15 protein-coding genes and 1 other annotated feature are annotated in these 17,575 nt (G+C 43.1%); of the genes, 10 read left to right on the top strand and 5 right to left on the bottom strand.

Annotated features, from left to right (window positions below; all coding sequences use genetic code 11):
• Positions 1 to 107: 107 nt before the first annotated feature.
• Entirely contained in the window at positions 108 to 1,805 is a 1,698-nt protein-coding gene (locus QZZ41_RS10175; RefSeq protein ID WP_295071388.1) for a leucine-rich repeat protein, read from the bottom strand.
• Positions 1,806 to 2,095: 290 nt separating this feature from the next.
• Between QZZ41_RS10175 and QZZ41_RS10170 the strand changes: the two genes are divergently transcribed.
• Complete coding sequence (locus QZZ41_RS10170; RefSeq protein WP_295071384.1) at positions 2,096 to 2,638, top strand: stage V sporulation T C-terminal domain-containing protein; 543 nt, start codon at positions 2,096 to 2,098, stop codon at positions 2,636 to 2,638.
• Positions 2,639 to 2,680: 42 nt separating this feature from the next.
• Here QZZ41_RS10170 and uvrA read toward each other — a convergent pair whose 3' ends face one another.
• On the bottom strand, positions 2,681 to 5,503 hold the full coding sequence (gene uvrA / locus QZZ41_RS10165; protein WP_295071379.1) for an excinuclease ABC subunit UvrA: 2,823 nt from the start codon (positions 5,501 to 5,503) through the stop codon (positions 2,681 to 2,683).
• A 233-nt stretch (positions 5,504 to 5,736) separates the two neighbouring features.
• Here uvrA and QZZ41_RS10160 point away from each other — a divergent pair, with 233 nt between their 5' ends.
• Positions 5,737 to 5,892 (top strand): rubredoxin, encoded by a 156-nt coding sequence (locus QZZ41_RS10160; protein WP_295071374.1) that lies wholly within the window; start codon positions 5,737 to 5,739, stop codon positions 5,890 to 5,892.
• A 115-nt stretch (positions 5,893 to 6,007) separates the two neighbouring features.
• Here QZZ41_RS10160 and QZZ41_RS10155 read toward each other — a convergent pair whose 3' ends face one another.
• Positions 6,008 to 7,477: a DUF1846 domain-containing protein gene (locus QZZ41_RS10155; RefSeq protein WP_295071371.1), complete on the bottom strand. Its 1,470-nt coding sequence runs from the start codon at positions 7,475 to 7,477 to the stop codon at positions 6,008 to 6,010.
• Between the two features lie 222 nt (positions 7,478 to 7,699).
• Between QZZ41_RS10155 and QZZ41_RS10150 the strand changes: the two genes are divergently transcribed.
• From QZZ41_RS10150 to QZZ41_RS10130, 5 genes are all read left to right on the top strand, one after another.
• The gene (locus QZZ41_RS10150) at positions 7,700 to 8,827 is read left to right on the top strand and encodes a GGDEF domain-containing protein (protein WP_295071368.1); all 1,128 of its coding nucleotides are present in this window, start codon (positions 7,700 to 7,702) and stop codon (positions 8,825 to 8,827) included.
• A 53-nt stretch (positions 8,828 to 8,880) separates the two neighbouring features.
• Positions 8,881 to 9,090: a binding site (T-box leader), on the top strand.
• 49 nt (positions 9,091 to 9,139) lie between these two features.
• On the top strand, positions 9,140 to 9,601 hold the full coding sequence (locus QZZ41_RS10145) for a hypothetical protein (protein WP_295071365.1): 462 nt from the start codon (positions 9,140 to 9,142) through the stop codon (positions 9,599 to 9,601).
• Positions 9,602 to 9,684: 83 nt separating this feature from the next.
• The gene (locus QZZ41_RS10140; RefSeq protein WP_295071363.1) at positions 9,685 to 9,942 is read left to right on the top strand and encodes a hypothetical protein; all 258 of its coding nucleotides are present in this window, start codon (positions 9,685 to 9,687) and stop codon (positions 9,940 to 9,942) included.
• A gap of 91 nt (positions 9,943 to 10,033) precedes the next feature.
• Positions 10,034 to 11,251, top strand: a complete 1,218-nt coding sequence (gene tyrS / locus QZZ41_RS10135) for a tyrosine--tRNA ligase (protein ID WP_295071360.1) — start codon at positions 10,034 to 10,036, stop codon at positions 11,249 to 11,251.
• A gap of 182 nt (positions 11,252 to 11,433) precedes the next feature.
• Entirely contained in the window at positions 11,434 to 11,994 is a 561-nt protein-coding gene (locus QZZ41_RS10130) for a prepilin-type N-terminal cleavage/methylation domain-containing protein (RefSeq protein ID WP_295071357.1), read from the top strand.
• 50 nt (positions 11,995 to 12,044) lie between these two features.
• Here QZZ41_RS10130 and QZZ41_RS10125 read toward each other — a convergent pair whose 3' ends face one another.
• Together QZZ41_RS10125 and QZZ41_RS10120 are read right to left on the bottom strand one after the other, a co-directional pair.
• The gene (locus QZZ41_RS10125; RefSeq protein ID WP_295071355.1) at positions 12,045 to 12,578 is read right to left on the bottom strand and encodes a hypothetical protein; all 534 of its coding nucleotides are present in this window, start codon (positions 12,576 to 12,578) and stop codon (positions 12,045 to 12,047) included.
• Between the two features lie 103 nt (positions 12,579 to 12,681).
• Positions 12,682 to 13,653, bottom strand: a complete 972-nt coding sequence (locus QZZ41_RS10120) for an RING finger protein (protein ID WP_295071353.1) — start codon at positions 13,651 to 13,653, stop codon at positions 12,682 to 12,684.
• Positions 13,654 to 13,849: 196 nt separating this feature from the next.
• Here QZZ41_RS10120 and QZZ41_RS10115 point away from each other — a divergent pair, with 196 nt between their 5' ends.
• The 3 genes from QZZ41_RS10115 to lgt are packed head-to-tail and all read left to right on the top strand — an operon-like array spanning position 13,850 to position 17,546.
• Positions 13,850 to 15,115: an insulinase family protein gene (locus QZZ41_RS10115; RefSeq protein WP_295071350.1), complete on the top strand. Its 1,266-nt coding sequence runs from the start codon at positions 13,850 to 13,852 to the stop codon at positions 15,113 to 15,115.
• Entirely contained in the window at positions 15,112 to 16,395 is a 1,284-nt protein-coding gene (locus QZZ41_RS10110) for a pitrilysin family protein (protein ID WP_295071347.1), read from the top strand. Before QZZ41_RS10115 ends, QZZ41_RS10110 begins: the two co-directional genes overlap by 4 nt.
• Positions 16,395 to 17,546: a prolipoprotein diacylglyceryl transferase gene (gene lgt / locus QZZ41_RS10105; RefSeq protein WP_295071343.1), complete on the top strand. Its 1,152-nt coding sequence runs from the start codon at positions 16,395 to 16,397 to the stop codon at positions 17,544 to 17,546. Before QZZ41_RS10110 ends, lgt begins: the two co-directional genes overlap by 1 nt.
• Positions 17,547 to 17,575: the final 29 nt, after the last annotated feature.

Here is a 17,575-nt window from a genome sequence, read left to right as displayed (position 1 = left end):
AACGCAAGCTTTACGAGTAAAAATACCTCTTCATGCATACAAAAGCCTCCTTATGATGCATAAGGAGGCTTTGAACCATTATCCAATTGCTTGACAGTCAGCTCTGACTATTCATCTTTCCTGCGTGTTTTTACAACTACGGCTGTGCCAGTAAACGTCATAAGTGCAGCTGCCAAAACTATAGCTCCGTATGTTTTGGCATAGCCTGTCTGCGGAAGTGTTGACGCAGATGTGGTTGCAGTTGTCTTTTCTGCCGTAGTCGAAGTAGTTTCAGTTGATGTAACTGTGGTCGTTGTTTCTGTTGTGGTTGTGGTGGTTGTTGTCGTTGTCGTTGTCGTTGTGGTGATAGTAGTTGTTGTGGCTGTAGTAGTCATGGCGGTAGTTTCAGGCGGTACATCATCAATAGGCACAAACTTATGTCCCGTTCTCTTTGCCCATTCTTCAACCTTTGATCCGGAATAGCTTATTATGGTAACTCCCGTTAAAAAATCGTCTACTGTAATACGTAAATCAGGATTCAGAATAGTTACTTCTTCGATTGAAGTATTTTCAAAAGCAGAATTATTAAAATATGTAATGTTTTTCGGCAATACTATTTTCTTTAAGCTTAAACAGCCATAAAAAGTTCCACTGTCTATAGTCCAGCCTGTTGACGGTATATTAATGCTTTCAAGACTTGAACAATAACAAAAATCTCCACCTCCTAATGCAGTCGTATCAGGCAGATCAACTTTTTTCAGATTTGAGCAATAAGCAAATGTAAATCTTTCAAGTTTTTCTATAGAATCAGGAATTGAAACAGAAGTTATATCTTTGTTCTCATAAAACGCATAACCTGCTATCATGGTAACACTCTCAGGAATCTCAACATCTCCCGTACATGTTCTTCCATCAAGCAATATGTCTTTTTCAATTACAAGTGGGTTTTCTTTGCGTCTTGCTTCTAACCAAAGAGTACCTTCAAAATTATAACCTCCTATGTTTTCCAACGAAGATGATAAAGTAATATCTTCCAACTTAGCACATCTCTCAAAGACATCGTCTTCTATATATTTTACAGAGTCTGACATTTTCACCTTAGTCAGTTCCGTACAATCTATAAAAGCAGCACGTTTAATCCTTTCTACCGAATCAGGTATTGTCACTGAAGTAATATCACTTTTCCAAAACGCCGAGTCACCAATTACTCTTACTGTGTCCGGAATAATAACATCTCCTGAGCATTTTCGACCATCTATAAGAATATCATTTACAATAACAGGTTGTTCTTGTTTCTCAAGCCACGGAGTACCTTTAAATGACCAAACATCTACATCTTTAACTGACGCAGGTATATCTATATTTTCAAGACTTGTACACTTGTCAAAAGCATCAGTCATTTCCGTTAAAGAATCAGGGAGATTGACCTTAGAAAGCTTTGTACAGTTCACAAAACCTTGTGTAATCTTTTTTACACCATCTCCAATAAAAACTTCCGTAAGCTCAGGATAATCACGAAATCCATTAATAGCTGTAATACCTTCTTTAAAAATGATTTTTTTCACTTTATCCTTATAGATCAGCCATGGGGAAGACTCATTATTCATCACAATAAAATAATTTCTTTTAGCTTCAAAAACAAGTGTTTCTCCATCAAACGACCACATGATACCGTTGTACACTCCCCCTACAGGCTCTGTAAAAGCAGCTTCTTCTGTAACGGCATCTTCCGCACCTGCGGTCACTGCTGTTGTTACTGAAAGCGGCATTGTTGCCATTAAGCCCGACATTATAAGTGCCATAAATCGTTTAGTCCATTTTTTCATGCATATCACCCTTTCGCGTAAAGCATCAATGTATTATGATATGATCCATGTAAAAATATAATCTATATCATAATTAGATCATAACTCAGACTTAATATTTTGTCAATATCCACAACATATTGTTTACATATTATATTCCATATGCACACTTTTGACATTAAAACATAGTAATAATGAGGTAATAATCCGCCGTATTATTTTAGCAATATCATCAGGCTTAAATACATCAATGAATAATCTTTCAAACACTGCACAAAATATTCCCACAAACTTTTTTCGGAGGTTTTATTATGAAAGCAACAGGTATCGTAAGACGTATAGATGATTTAGGCAGAGTCGTCATTCCAAAGGAAATACGGCGCACCATGCGTATACGCGAGGGCGACCCGCTTGAAATATACACAAACAGTGAAGGCGAAGTCATATTCCGTAAGTACTCTGCGGTAAGCGAAATGAGCGAAAATGCAGGATATGTTGCGGATATCATGCATAAAATAGCAGGCTGTCCCGTTATCATATTCGACAAAGATCACGTAGTTGCCACCGCAGGTGTACCACGTAAGGAATTTGCCGAAAGACGGGTAACAGGTCAGCTTGAAGAGCTTATGGAGAACCGCGGACAGTTCTTCTGTCCCGACGGAAGTACAAACAACTTCTTCCCTGCCGAAGGAGTCAACAGGACTGCCATAGCCGCACTGCCTATTATCACAGCAGGCGATGTTTCGGGAGCCGTGGCATTCCTCACAAGTGAAAAGTGCAAAGAAGTCACAGATCTGCAAAAGAGTCTTATAAACGCTTCAGCACAGTTCCTCGCGCGGCAGATAGAAGGATAAAGAAAAGAGTATTCCCTCCACAGCGGAGAGAATACTCTTATTTTACTTGAGATAGCTTTTAAGGTACTGTCCTGTATAGGACTTATCGCACTTTGCGACTTCCTCGGGAGTTCCCTGTGCAACGATCATTCCGCCGCCGTCACCGCCCTCAGGTCCGAGGTCGATAATATGGTCAGCCACCTTTATGACGTTAAGGTTATGCTCGATAACAAGCACTGTATTGCCCTGATCTGTCAGCTTTTGCAGTACATCTATGAGCTTGTGGACATCGGCTGTATGAAGTCCCGTAGTAGGCTCGTCAAGGATATAGATTGTATTACCTGTGGAACGTTTTGAAAGCTCTGTCGACAGCTTTACACGCTGAGCCTCACCGCCCGAAAGAGTAGTAGCAGGCTGACCTATTTTAATATAGCCAAGTCCCACTTCCTGCAAGGTTTTCAGCTTTCTTGCTATCTTCGGGATATGCTCGAAGAATTCAACGCCCTCATCAACAGTCATTTCCAGTACATCGTAAATCGACTTTCCCTTGTAATGTACATCAAGTGTCTCGCGGTTGTATCTCTTTCCCTTGCAGACCTCGCAGGGTACATAGATATCGGGCAGGAAGTGCATCTCTATCTTGATTATGCCGTCACCCTCGCAGGCTTCACAGCGTCCGCCCTTTACATTGAATGAGAAACGTCCGCTTGTATAGCCATGAGCCTTTGCATCGGGAGTTTTGGCAAAAAGCTCGCGGATATCGCCGAATACACCCGTATATGTTGCAGGATTTGAACGGGGAGTCCTGCCTATTGGCGACTGGTCGATACATATTACCTTGTCAAGATTTTCAATTCCTTCCATTTCCCTGAATTCGCCGCACCTTGTTTTTGCACGGTTCAGCTTTGCAGCAAGATGCTTGTATATTATCTCGTTTACAAGTGAGGATTTTCCCGAACCCGACACACCTGTTACGCAAACAAGCTCACCGAGAGGTATCTGCACATCTACATTATGCAGGTTATGCTCGGAAGCTCCCTTTACCGTAAGGAATTTACCGTTACCGCTCCTGCGCTTCTTCGGCACTTCTATCTTCTTTTTGCCGCTGAGGTACTGTCCTGTAATTGAGTTTTTGCATTTCAGCAGCTTGTCCACAGTTCCTGCGAATACCACTTCTCCGCCGTGTATGCCTGCTCCGGGACCGATATCAACGATATAATCCGCAGACAGCATGGTATCGTCATCATGCTCTACTACGATAAGGGTATTGCCTAAGTCGCGCAGCCTTTTCAGAGTTGCGATGAGCTTGTCGTTATCGCGCTGATGCAGTCCTATGCTCGGCTCATCAAGGATATAGAGAACTCCCACAAGTGACGAGCCGATCTGTGTTGCAAGGCGGATACGCTGGCTCTCACCGCCCGACAGTGTACCCGAAGAACGGGAAAGTGTAAGGTATTCAAGTCCTACACTGCCGAGGAATCCGAGACGTTCCTTTATTTCCTTGATTATGCGTTCGCCTACATAGCTGTCATGCTCGGAAAGCTTCAGCTCGTTGAAGAATTTAAGCCCGTCCTTTACTGAAAGATCGGTAAGCTCGCTGATATTTTTATCGCCAACTGTAACTGCAAGATATTCATCGCGGAGTCTCTTTCCCTTGCAGACAGGACACTCCACCTCACTCATGTACTCCTCTATCTCGTTCCTTGACCACTCGCTGGAAGTCTCCTTGTATCGGCGTTCAAGGTTATTGATAACGCCCTCGAATGGCGAACGGTAGCTTCCGCCGCCAAGTGAATTTGGGCGGTTGAGTTCCAGAGTCTCGTCACCTGTACCGTACAGGAAAAGATCAAGCTGTTCCTTTTTTAGCTCTTTTACGGGTACATCAAGAGGTACACCGTATTGCTTCGATATAGCGCGGTAATACATCATTGAGATAGAAGTCTCGTCAAGGCTGTTCCAGCCCGAAGCGTTTATAGCTCCGTCCTCGATAGAAAGCTCCTTGTTCGGGACAACAAGATCCGGATCAATATGTCTGAAAACTCCAAGTCCTGTACACTTGGGGCAAGCTCCCACAGGATTATTGAACGAGAACATAACAGGTTCAAGCTCGCCTATGCTTATATTATGCTCCGGGCAGGCGTAATTCTGAGAGAAAAGTATCTCCTCGCCGCCGATAACGTCAGCAATTGCAAGTCCGCCTGTGAGACTGAATATAGTTTCAAGGCTGTCGGCGATACGTGACTCTATCCCCTCTTTGATAACTATACGGTCAACGATTATCTCGATATTGTGCTTTTTATTCTTGTCCAGCTTTATCTCTTCCGTAAGCTCGTACATTATACCATCAACGCGGACACGGACAAATCCCGATTTTCTTGCGCTTTCAAGCTCTTTCGCGTACTGTCCTTTTCTGTTCCTTACAATAGGAGCAAGAAGCTGGAGCTTAGTGCCTACAGGAAGTGCCATAAGGGTATCAACTATCTGGTCAACGGTCTGCTGTGTTATGACTCTGCCGCAGACAGGACAATGCGGAACGCCTATCCTTGCGTATAAAAGTCGGAGATAGTCGTATATCTCGGTAACAGTTCCAACAGTGGAACGAGGATTTTTAGATGTTGTTTTCTGGTCTATGGATATAGCAGGAGAAAGTCCCTCGATGCTGTCAACATCGGGCTTTTCCATTTGTCCGAGGAACATTCTTGCGTATGATGAAAGGCTCTCAACGTAGCGCCGCTGACCGTCGGCGTAGATAGTGTCAAAGGCAAGGGAGGATTTTCCCGAGCCCGAAAGTCCAGTCATAACGATAAGGCGGTCACGCGGCAGTTCAAGGTCTATATTTTTAAGATTATTGGCTCTTGCGCCTTTAATTACAATTTTATCGGTCATATGGTACTCCTCAAAATACTACAGATATTTTCATTATGCGTACAAATAGTATTATAACACACTTATTATAAAAAATAAAGGTATCGAACATATTTTCTTCTTTTAACATAAATATTTTTATTTCCCACCTTGATTTGTTCACAATATTACTATATAATGGGAATTAACAAAGTAAAAAGGGATATTAAAAGAGCTCCATGCAGGAGCATATCATTGACAAAGGAGGTGTAGATGTGGTATACGTATGTGACGCTTGCGGCTGGGAATACGATGAGGAAAAGGGTTCTCCCGAAAACGGTATTGCTCCCGGCACAAAGTTTGAAGATCTTCCCGATGATTTTGAATGTCCTCTCTGCGGAGTCGGCAAAGAGATGTTCTCTGAACAATAAAAATAAGCTCCCATATTTTGGGAGCTTTTATCTTATAACCCCATTTCAAGTTCGGAACGCCGAGGGCGGCGTTCCCTACAAAAAAGAAGCGACCATAAGATCGCTTCTTTTTCTATTATGATTCGTATTTAGGTTCGCAGGTAAGGTTGATGCCCAGTCTCTTGAAGATACGCTCGTCAACTGCCGAAAGTATAACAGTTGAATGTACCTCACAGCCGCGGAGCTTTGATATCTGCTCCATAGCCTTCTTAGCGTTTTCATCTGTATTTGCACAGATAGAAAGTGCTATAAGAGTTTCATCGGTATGCATTCTCGGGTTGTTGTTGCCGAGATGATTTACCTTTAATGCCATGATAGGCTCGATTACATGAGGAGACATAAGGAGTATATCATCATCTATCTTTGCAAAATGCTTCAATGCATTTATGAGAAGTGCGGATACTGCACCGAGAAGATTTGAAGTGCGTCCTGTAAGTATAATACCGTCAGGAAGTTCCATTGCTGCCGCAGGTCCTTCGGTTTCCTTTTCCTTTTCAAGAGCAGCTGCAACCACTTTTCTGTCCTCAACAGTTACGCTTGCCTGCTTCATAAGAAGTTCAAGCTTCATTACCTCGTCATTCGAGATGAGTCCCTTACGAAAATCACACATACCTGTATAATAACGGCGGACTATCTCCTGCTTGGCTGCTTCGCATACAGCTTCATCGTCAACGATACAGTTTCCTGCCATATTAACGCCCATATCCGTAGGCGATTTGTACGGAGATTCACCGAGGATAGTCTCAAACATTGCATTGAGCACAGGGAATATCTCCACATCACGGTTGTAGTTTACAGTAGTCTTGCCGTAAGCTTCAAGGTGGAAAGGATCTATCATATTAACATCGTTAAGGTCTGCTGTTGCAGCCTCGTAAGCGATATTGACAGGGTGACGGAGAGGAAGGTTCCATATGGGGAATGTCTCGAACTTTGCATATCCTGCATTTACGCCTCTCTTGTGCTCATGGTAGAGCTGTGAAAGACAGGTAGCCATTTTACCACTTCCGGGTCCGGGAGCTGTTATAACAACGAGTTTGCGGCTCGTTACGATATAATCATTTTGGCCGTATCCCTCATCACTGATGATATACTGAAGATTTGAAGGATAGCCCTTGATGCTGTAATGGTGGTATACCTTTATGCCGAGAGCTTCAAGTCTCTTCTGGAAAGCGTCTGCTGTAGGCTGACCATCATAACGGGTAAGAACAACACTGCTCACATAAAGTCCGATTTTTGTAAAAACATTGAAAAGACGGATAACATCTACATCGTATGTTATACCGAGGTCGCCTCTGACCTTGTTCTTTTCGATATCGTCAGAGTTTATGACGATAACTATCTCTGCATCTTCTTTAAGCTGAAGAAGCATCTGTAGCTTACTGTCGGGCTTAAATCCCGGAAGTACTCTCGAAGCATGGAAATCATCGAAAAGCTTGCCTCCGAATTCAAGATAGAGCTTATCACCAAACTGTGAGATGCGCTGTCTGATGTGTTCAGACTGTGTTTTGAGGTATTTTTCGTTATCAAATCCGATTTTAAAACTCATTTACTTATTCCTCCCGTTAAAACATCATAACTTATTATATATCAAACCTTTTCAAATTTCAAGTACCAAACCGAAAAAAACTAAAATCAGTAACAATTCATGGTAAAATCATTGCAAATCCAAACATTTTAGGCACATTTTGTAAATTTTTAGTTAAAAGCTTGCCTGCATATATATAATGTGTTATAATGAGTATGGTCTTCTATGGGGAAGGAGGATTCTATGAATCTACAAGCTATCACAGTAACTAACTTGATAGGTGTAACGATACTCTTCGTACTTCTTATCAGCAGTTATCTCGTTCGTCAGCGCAAACAGCTGAGTGACAGAGTTTTTTCTGCTATGATAGGTATTACAATAGCAGCTTGTTTAGGCGAAACTGTTGCCTTCTGGGTAGACGGCAAAACTTTTGCAGGTGCAACTGCCCTGACAGCCATCATAAATACAGTTCTTTTCGCTATGAATGTCTCTCTTTCATTCATGTGGTGTGTTTACGTTGATCTAAGGCTATATAAACAGAAAAGCCGATTAAAAAAATACTATACTCGTCTTGCAATACCATCGGTATTACTTATTCTCGCACTTATCCCTAACCTCAAATGGGGTTATCTTTTCTCAATTGATGAAAACAATGTGTATCATCGTCAGCCTCTGGGATATATCTACTTTTTCAGCGTTTTCCTTTATCTTGGTCTAAGCGTAGTTGTAAGACACAGATACTATAAAGGTTCACCGAAAGCCAGATTTTTCCCGATATGGATGTTTATAACTCCAATTATAATAGGTTCGACGACACAGCTCCTGTTCTACGGCATATCCCTTGTATGGTGTTCCATAGCGATCGCTCTCGCAGGAACATATATGAGTTTACAGAACGAGCTTTCCTACATTGATCCTCTTACACAGCTTTACAACCGTAATTATCTCGACCATATCCTGTCCGATATATCGTGCAGAGGTGCTCAGGTTGGCGGTATAATGATAGATATCGACTTCTTCAAGAGCATAAATGATATGTACGGTCATTCAACAGGAGATAAGGCTCTTATCAATGCCGCAGAGATAATACGCAGTGCAAAGCCGTCAAAGAGCGTAGCCGTTCGTTTTGCAGGTGATGAATTCATCATCATATCCGAAGCTGACAGCGAATTCGATCTGCTCAATATCGAAAAGAGCATCAGAAATCAGCTCAGCAAATTCAATGCTGAGGACAGAAGCGATTATCAGCTGTCTTTCTCAATCGGAAAGAGCCTTTTCAGCGGTGCAGACACTATCGATAAGTTCCTCAACGAAATGGACGATAATATGTACACGGAGAAAAGGAAAAAGCATTGCCGCTCAACTGCCTGAAAATCTTGCTTATGGCTCTTGACAAGCTAAAAAAGATGTGGTATGATAAACAGGTAAATACTGTGAACGAATAAAACCTGTACAGTGCCCGATACAGAGAGTTCCCGTACGGTGCAAGGGAATGACGGCGTACAGAGACTTACATTCGGGAGTTGCCGCATTGAAGCTTTTCAGTAGGTGCGGACGGGCAGCCCGTTACAGCTTCTCGAGTTCCGTATATACGGAAAAATCGGGGTGGTACCGCGAGTAACTTCGCCCCCGGACAGTTTATGCTGTTCGGGGGCTTTTATTTTTCGGAGAGGAGTGAACGCCATGAAAAAAGCAATAGGATATCTCAGTCTTTCGCTGACAGTATTCCTTGTTTCGCTTTTGTTTATGTATATCGGCTTCACGAGCCCTGCAAAAAACGGTGCGGACTCACCTTTTATACGCATGACTGTATGCACTGTGCTGTGTTTTTGCTTCACATCGCTGTTCACAAGGTATATTCACCCGTTTTCGGGACTTGCAGGTCTTGACAGTGCAAATCTAAACCTGGGATTTACCATAGCGATACTCCTTGCAGTATTCGTGGAGTTCGTCACATTCGGAAATACCACCGTTGAGCCCTACATGGACACACTTGTGCAGAAGAATACAGGCAGCTTCGGCGAAAACTTCTACGGATACATTAAATATATATTTATGGGCGGACAGTTCCTTGTAGCAGTCCGTACCTTCATACACTCCGCTTTCCTCGGTCTGCTCAAAGCCATAATGAAACACGCAGACTGAGCAATGTACGCGAAAGGTCGTGATATACATGAAAACGCCCGACGTTTTCATTGCTTATCTGTGTAATATTTAACAGGTAAAATATGAAAAGATTTACTATTATAGGTGGGCTCGACTGTGTTGGCAAGAGCAGCTTTACGGGAGTTCTCGTCCGTAAGACCGACGACCTCGGCTTAATAATCGACACTGACAAGCTCAATGCCGAATTTGACGGAGACCGCAGATACGAAAAGCGTTTTAGCGACCTTGCAGCTGTGCTGCCATATTGCAGCGAAGCCGAATTCTGGGATAATGAAAACGGCTTCGTCAATGTGGCGAATACAAAAATGGCAATCTTGTAATATACGGCAATGAGCCGCCCGAATGGCTCTTAAAGCTTAAAACAGTGCTCAATGATAACAATGAATAATTAATATAAAGGAGAAATAAATAATGACTACTTTTGAAGAACTCAAGCGCAGAGGACTCCTCGCGCAGCTCACAGACGAAAAGGAAATAGAGGAGCTTGTCAACGCAGGCAAAGCTACCTTTTACATTGGCTTCGATCCTACAGCCGATTCACTCCACGTTGGTCACTTCATGGCACTCTGCCTTATGAAGCGTCTGCAAATGGCAGGCAACAAGCCTATAGTACTCATCGGCGGCGGTACTGCAATGATCGGCGATCCATCAGGCAAGACGGATATGCGTAAGATGATGACTCCCGAGACAATACAGCACAACGTTGACTGCTTCAAAAAGCAGATGAGCCGCTTTATCGACTTCTCAGAGGATAAGGCTATCGTTGTCAACAACGCTGACTGGCTCATGAACCTCAACTACATCGAAGTTCTCCGTGAGGTTGGCGCACATTTCAGCGTAAACCGTATGCTCACAGCTGAATGCTACAAGCAGAGACTTGAGCGCGGACTCTCATTCCTCGAATTCAACTACATGATAATGCAGAGCTACGACTTCTACCAGCTCTTCCAGAAATACGGCTGCAATATGCAGTTCGGCGGCGATGACCAGTGGAGCAATATGCTTGGTGGTACAGAGCTTATCCGCCGTAAGCTGGGCAAGGACGCTTACGCTATGACTATCACTCTTCTCCTCAACTCTGAGGGCAAGAAAATGGGTAAGACCGAAAAGGGCGCAGTATGGCTCGATCCCGAAAAGACTTCTCCTTACGACTTCTTCCAGTACTGGAGAAACGTTGACGATGCTGACGTTATCAAGTGCCTTAAAATGCTCACATTCGTTCCTGTAGAGCAGATTGAGGAAATGGAAAAGACTATGGAAGGCGCACAGTTCAACGCTGCTAAGGAGCTTCTCGCTTACGAGCTCACAAAGCTTGTTCACGGTGAAGAGGAAGCTGAAAAGGCAAAGGCTGCTGCAAAGGCACTCTTCGGCGGAAGCGGTTCAAACGAGAATATGCCTGTTGCAGAAATAGACTCCGCTGACCTTACAGACGGTGCTATCGGACTTCTCAATCTCCTTGTAAAGGCTGAGCTTGCTCCTTCTGTCTCCGAAGCAAGACGTCTCGTTCAGCAGGGCGGAATCACAGTCAACGATGAAAAGAAAACCGATCCTAAGGAAATGATAAAGCTCGAGGGCGAAGTCATAGTCCGCAAAGGCAAGAAGGCTTTCAAGAAAGTTATAACAAAATAATTACATAAATCCACTGTAATTGATTAAACGATACAGCACGAATATATACTGGGTGTATTATTCGGATTTGGCTATACATCATCAAAAAATTTTTTTGAACTATGTATTGACAAGTTCAAAAAAACATCGTATAATAAGAAAAAATCATCATTATTTTGCGTTATAAGTTAGGGGGAATTTATATGGCAAAATTCAAAAGACATGGTTTTACACTTATCGAACTTATCGTTGTTATTGCGATAATAGCTGTTTTGGCTGCAATTCTTGTACCCTCTGTAATGGGCTACGTAAGAAAATCCAAACGTACAGCTGACATTTCAAGTGCAAAAACAATATTCGATGCCGTAATGACTGTAATTGCTGATGATGAAGATGCTACTCTATCCTACACTAAGAACAATACTACTTCTCAAAAAACTGTAAAATACAACGGAACAACAAAGACATATACGCTCTATACAGTCTGCACGAAAGACGGTTCTGCCAATACAGGCGGCAATCATTCATTATGGAGCGGCGGAAGTGCCGATGCTAAGTTATTCCAGGACTCACTCAATTCATTGACAGGTCAGGGAAAAACACCTATAAAATATACTATGTCCAAGGCAGGAAAACCGCTTAACCGCTGGTTTATCTGTTACCGTGACGGCGATCCGATAAACACCGAGATATGGGTGGGCGACGGATCATCAAATACACCAATGTACAGGCTGTGGCCTGATACAGATGCCGACTACAACTAAGCAAAAATAATGATGTAAGCCCTGTGTACACAAGTACACAGGGCTTTTTTTCAACTGTAATTATAAAAAGTCATAAACGCCGATGAACTGTATCCGCAGTCTGCAAAGCGTTTTTCAACGTCTTCGGCAGAGACAGCACTTCGTATAGCAGCTGAGGTCTTGGAGTAGACCTTTCTTTCATCTTCAGTCATTTCGGCTTTATTTTTATTCAGAACGAGCATATTGTAATTGGTTTTTAAGTCTACCATTCCGTCAGCCACCAGATATTCATCAAGCTGTGACTTCAGGTAGTAGTAATCCACATCTCCGCTTTTACAGATAAACACTATCTGAGACGGTGTATACGAATTACAGCCTGCATAACTTCCGCCGTTATAGTCCATTACCTTTTTCTTGCCTCTGAAAACCTTTACTCTCGTATTATTTTCAGGGTAATTGGTCTGCTCACAGTAGTTTATGAGATAATCCTCACCAAGTCCGTTGACTACCTGATAAGTATATGTAGGGTAGTCCTGAACAGCACAGCCAAAGAAAAAGAAACATAAAAAAGGCAGAAGAGCAAAATATGCTTTTTTCAGCCTCAAAACATATCCCCCCATTATGTAATATGCATACACGGATATGCATATATCGTTATTTGGGAGCAGACAGACGCCGTAAAGCTTTTTAGCTCTGTCCGCTCATTTGTTACATAAGACATAATGTGCTGAAATCCTTTATGGTAGTTGCCATTTCAAATCCGTAGTATAATGCAGCAAGAACTATTAAGCCTATGCCGTATTTTATTGCTGTGATTATAAGCATATTCATAGGTTTGATGCCGCCTTCAGCCTTTATGGAGGAAGCAGATCTGCCGCTGGTCTTATGTTTTTTCAGCGAATTCATGGCAAATCTGAAATACAGCCAGTTGGCAAACAAACAGAATAAAGCTCTTACGCCAATATCTGCCACAAGACATATATCGCTCACAGCCTGTATCATACTTTTATTGTTCGAGATAAAAGTAGCGAGGCTGTCGGGAAATTCCTCGATATACAGCAGAAGATCCGCCGGAAGATTGAGAAGCACTCCCAGAACAGCTGCCAGTATAGCCCAGCCCCACATCTTTCTGTTCGCAAAATACAGTGTCGGGAATATCAGGCTGAAAAAGTTGAATGAAGGCTTTGTACCGTCGTCCTTCATGCGCTTGAATTTTGGAAGATAATATATGGTGCTCGGTCCGACAAAATCCGTGACCTCCTGCATAGATGCACCGCCCATATCCTCATTTGGATCAAGCCCGAGATACTTTATAGGATCAAGAAACGCTTCCTGCTCCGACGAAAAAGCAGCCTGTATATTATCCTCGACCTTCTCGGGTTCGTTCTCATTCATTGAAACTACCGAAATATCGTTTATTTCCGCACCGCATCGCTGACAGTTGCTGTCAGTTACCCTGTTGGGGAAATTGCAGACAGGACATACTTTGTAAAGCGGCTTTTTATGAACAGTCCTTTCCCATTTCCTGCCTGTAGAATGATATTCTTCATTAGCACATCTGTTCTCGGTTATATAACAGCTTCTATGGTGAGGCGTACCACATTCAGGACAAACAACTATATCGTCATCATCTGTGAAGATCTCTCCACAAACTTGACACTTTTCGCCTTTGTAATCCATATTCTGCCTCCTTCGCAAATACATACAATTAACTATTTTATATTATACCACTTTTTATTATCAAAAATCAAGTATTTTGCAACAATATAATGGTGGATATAACAAAATTTGAAAAAAATGAAAAATACTATGGTAATTTATTTTTAATTGTGTTATAATATGTTGTATAGCTTTTTAGGATTGGAGTGTAAGCTTGATGATATATAAACGGTCAGAGTTGGGCGATAATATAGGATTTACCACTATTATTGACGATAAATTCAAGTCCAGTTCCCTCGCAGTCTATTTTCTCACTGAACTGAGCGAAAAGACCGCAGCCGTGAATAACCTTGGAATAAGTATCCTTACCGTATCAAGCCGTCAGTACAAAACATACGCCTCACTGTGCGAAAAGCTTTCCGAGCTTTACGGCGCAGGTCTTGGCTCTATAGCAAGAAAAAAGGGCGATGCACAAATACTTGGACTGAAAGCTTCATGGCTCGATAACAAGTATGCTATCGACGGCGAAGATATATGCGGTGAAATGCGTCAGCTGATACACGGCTGTCTTTTCGAGCCAAATGTCAGCAATGGTGCATTTGATGCCGATTCGTTTAATATAGTAAAAAAAGACCTCATCGACAGGATAGACGGTGAGCTCAACCAGAAGCGCAGCTACGCCATTTCTCAGGCTTCAAAGGTAGCATTCCGCGGAGAGCCTGCCGAATGTACAGGCTACGGAAGCCGTGAAGCCGCTAACAACGCATCTCCCGAGGACGCATTCCGCGCCTATCAGGAGCTTCTGAAAACTGCGCAGATAGAGATATACTACGTTTCTCCACATGAGGACAATTCGTTCGCGGAAATGCTCTCCGAAAGCTTCGGTAATATAGAAAGAGCTCCGCGAAAAGTAAGTATACGCAATCACAGTCCTCTCAAACCCGAGCCTGAGCACGTTTCCGAGGAATTTGACGTTAATCAGTGCAAAATGGTGCTTGCTTTCAAAACAGATTCCGATGATAAGTATGCACTGAAAATGCTCAGTATAATCTACGGCGAAATGCCATTCTCAAAGCTTTTCCTCAATGTCAGGGAAAAACTGAGCCTCTGTTATTACTGCGTAAGCACTTCTGTTTCCGCAAAGGGCACTTTCTTCGTGGACAGCGGCATCGAACGCTGTAATATAGACAAAGCCCGTGATGAGATACTCGCCCAGCTCGAAGAGATAAAAAAGGGCAATATCACCGATGAGGAGATAGAAAGCTCACTTATGGCACTCGATAACGCTGTATTGCAGATAGGCGATACTGCCTCATCGTATATAAACTGGTTTTTCGACTGTTTCAGCGACGGTAAGCTCATAACTCCCGAGGAGCATTTCAATGAGTTCAGAGCTGTCACAAAGGAAAGGATAGTACAGGCTGCAAACTCTCTGAAGCTTGATACTGTATATCTCATGCTTGATAAGGAGGTGCAGGAATGAACAAAGAGATCCTTACAAGCTCACGCACAGGCGACAGCTGTATACACGTAAAGCACAAAAGCGGACTTGATATATATATCTGCGAAATGAAAGGCTTCAGCAGTATAGAGGCTCTGTTCGGTACAAAGTACGGCTCTGTGAACACTATGTTCAAGACTGCCGCCGACAAGAACTATACAACAGTTCCCGAGGGAATAGCTCACTTCCTCGAACACAAGCTCTTTGAGAACGAGGACTGCGGAGTTTTCGAGCTTTACGCAAAAACAGGCGCATCAGGCAACGCTTTTACGTCCTTTGACAAGACCTGCTACCTGTTCAGCTGCTCAAAGAACTACGAGAAAAACCTGAAAATACTGCTTGATTTCGTACAGAAGCCATATTTCACAAAGGAAAACGTTGATAAGGAAATGGGTATCATCGGTCAGGAGATAAAAATGACCAATGACAATCCCGAATGGCGTGTATTCTTCAATATGCTCAGAGGAATGTACCATGCTCACCCTGTAAAAATAGACATTGCAGGCACTGTTGAGAGCATATCCCATATAGATGCCGAACTGCTTTACAAGTGCTATGATACGTTCTATGATCTGAACAATATGGTACTTTCCGTTGCAGGCAATATCAGTGCGGACAAAGTTCTTGAGATATGCGACAGCTGTCTACGTCCATGTACCGACAAGGGACTTGAAACTGTTTTCCCGGATGAGCCTGCCGAGATAGTACAGCCAGAGGTACATGAAAAGCAGCCCGTAGGTGCATCTATTTTCAACTTAGGCTATAAGTGTACTGCCACAAGCGGACTTGAACGCCTTAAATGCATAGCTGCGGCTTCCACCGCAACTTCCCTGCTGTCAGACCCTGCTCTGCCCATGTGTGAGAGGCTTCTCAAGGAAGAGATAATAAACTCCACTTTCGGCGGCGAAGTATTCTACGGCGATAATTACTTTACAGTTATATTCTCGGGAGAGTCAGATTCCCCCGAAGTCATAAGAGACTCACTCTTTGACGAGGTAGACCGCCTTATAAATGAGGGCATAAACGAAAAGGACTTCCAGAGGATAAAGAAATCCTCATACGGTATGATGATCTGCGAGCTCAACAACGTTGAAGCCGTGGCGAACCTCATGCTCAACGCTCATATAGACGGCGTAGGTCCGTATGACGCTATAGAAGTGCTGTCGGAAATGACAAGCAGCGATGTTATTGATTTTATGCGCAGAGAAATGCGCCGTGACAGGTGTGTACTGTCCATAATAGAAAAGGAGGCATATTTTTAATGTCAACAGAAACGCTTTTAGAACCAAACGAAATACAATTCCCCGAACTTGGCTGGAAATTCCACATTGATCCTACCGCATTCAGCATCGGAAGTCTGCACATTCAATGGTACGGTATCCTTATTACCTTAGGTCTTATCCTTGCTCTTGTATACGCACTTCCGAGAATGAAACGCTTCGGACTCGATGCAGACAGAACTATCGACGCTATCATCGGCGGCGTTATCGGTGGTATAATCGGAGCACGTTTATACTACGTCCTTATGCGCTGGGACGAATACAAAGGCAACTTGGGAGACATAGTCAACACCCGAAACGGCGGACTTGCCATATACGGCGGTATCATAGGTGCGCTGCTGGTAGGTCTTATAATATGTAAGATACGAAAAGTCAAAATGCTCCCTATGCTGGATATAACCGTTATCGGTTTCCTTATCGGACAAGGTATCGGACGCTGGGGCAACTTCATTAATCAGGAAGCTTTCGGAACTAACACAAGCTCATTCCTCGGCATGACAGGCGGTACTATACAGCGTACTATCAGCGGCGAGATGCAGATAGGCGGCGACCTTTACCAGGAAGGCGTGAATATGCTGTGGGAAAAGCCTGTACACCCCTGCTTCCTTTATGAGTCATTATGGTGTCTGCTTGGATTTGTTATCTTTGCATTCTGGTCAAAGCGCAGAAAGTACGATGGACAGCTTTTCCTCATGTATCTTGCATGGTACGGAGCTGAGCGTTTCGTAGTAGAAGGACTCCGCACAGACAGCCTTATGCTTGGAAATATCCGTGTATCACAGGCACTTTCAGCTGTAATATTCGTTGCATCAGTAATACTCCAGATCATATTCTATGCAAAGAGAAAGCGCGATCCCGAGAGCATGGTGCTTTACGCAAGTACAGAAGAATCTCACCGTCTTATCGAAGAATCACGCAGAAAGAGCATGGGCATCAAGGGTGCTGACGCTAAAACAGGCGATGATGATGACGATGATCTCGACATCTTCAACGATGATGACGATGACTTCGATGAAAGCGAACTCGATAACGATGATGATGACGACGATGACGATATCATCGAAGATGACGACGAGGAAAATGACGACTCTGACGCAAATGCAGAGGACAACAAAGATAATAATGAGGACTAAAAGTCCAATAGCCATAAGGAGGACAAATA

The sequence above is a fragment of the Ruminococcus sp. genome, assembly GCF_016283395.1.
This window is presented reverse-complemented; position numbering and strand designations above follow the sequence as displayed.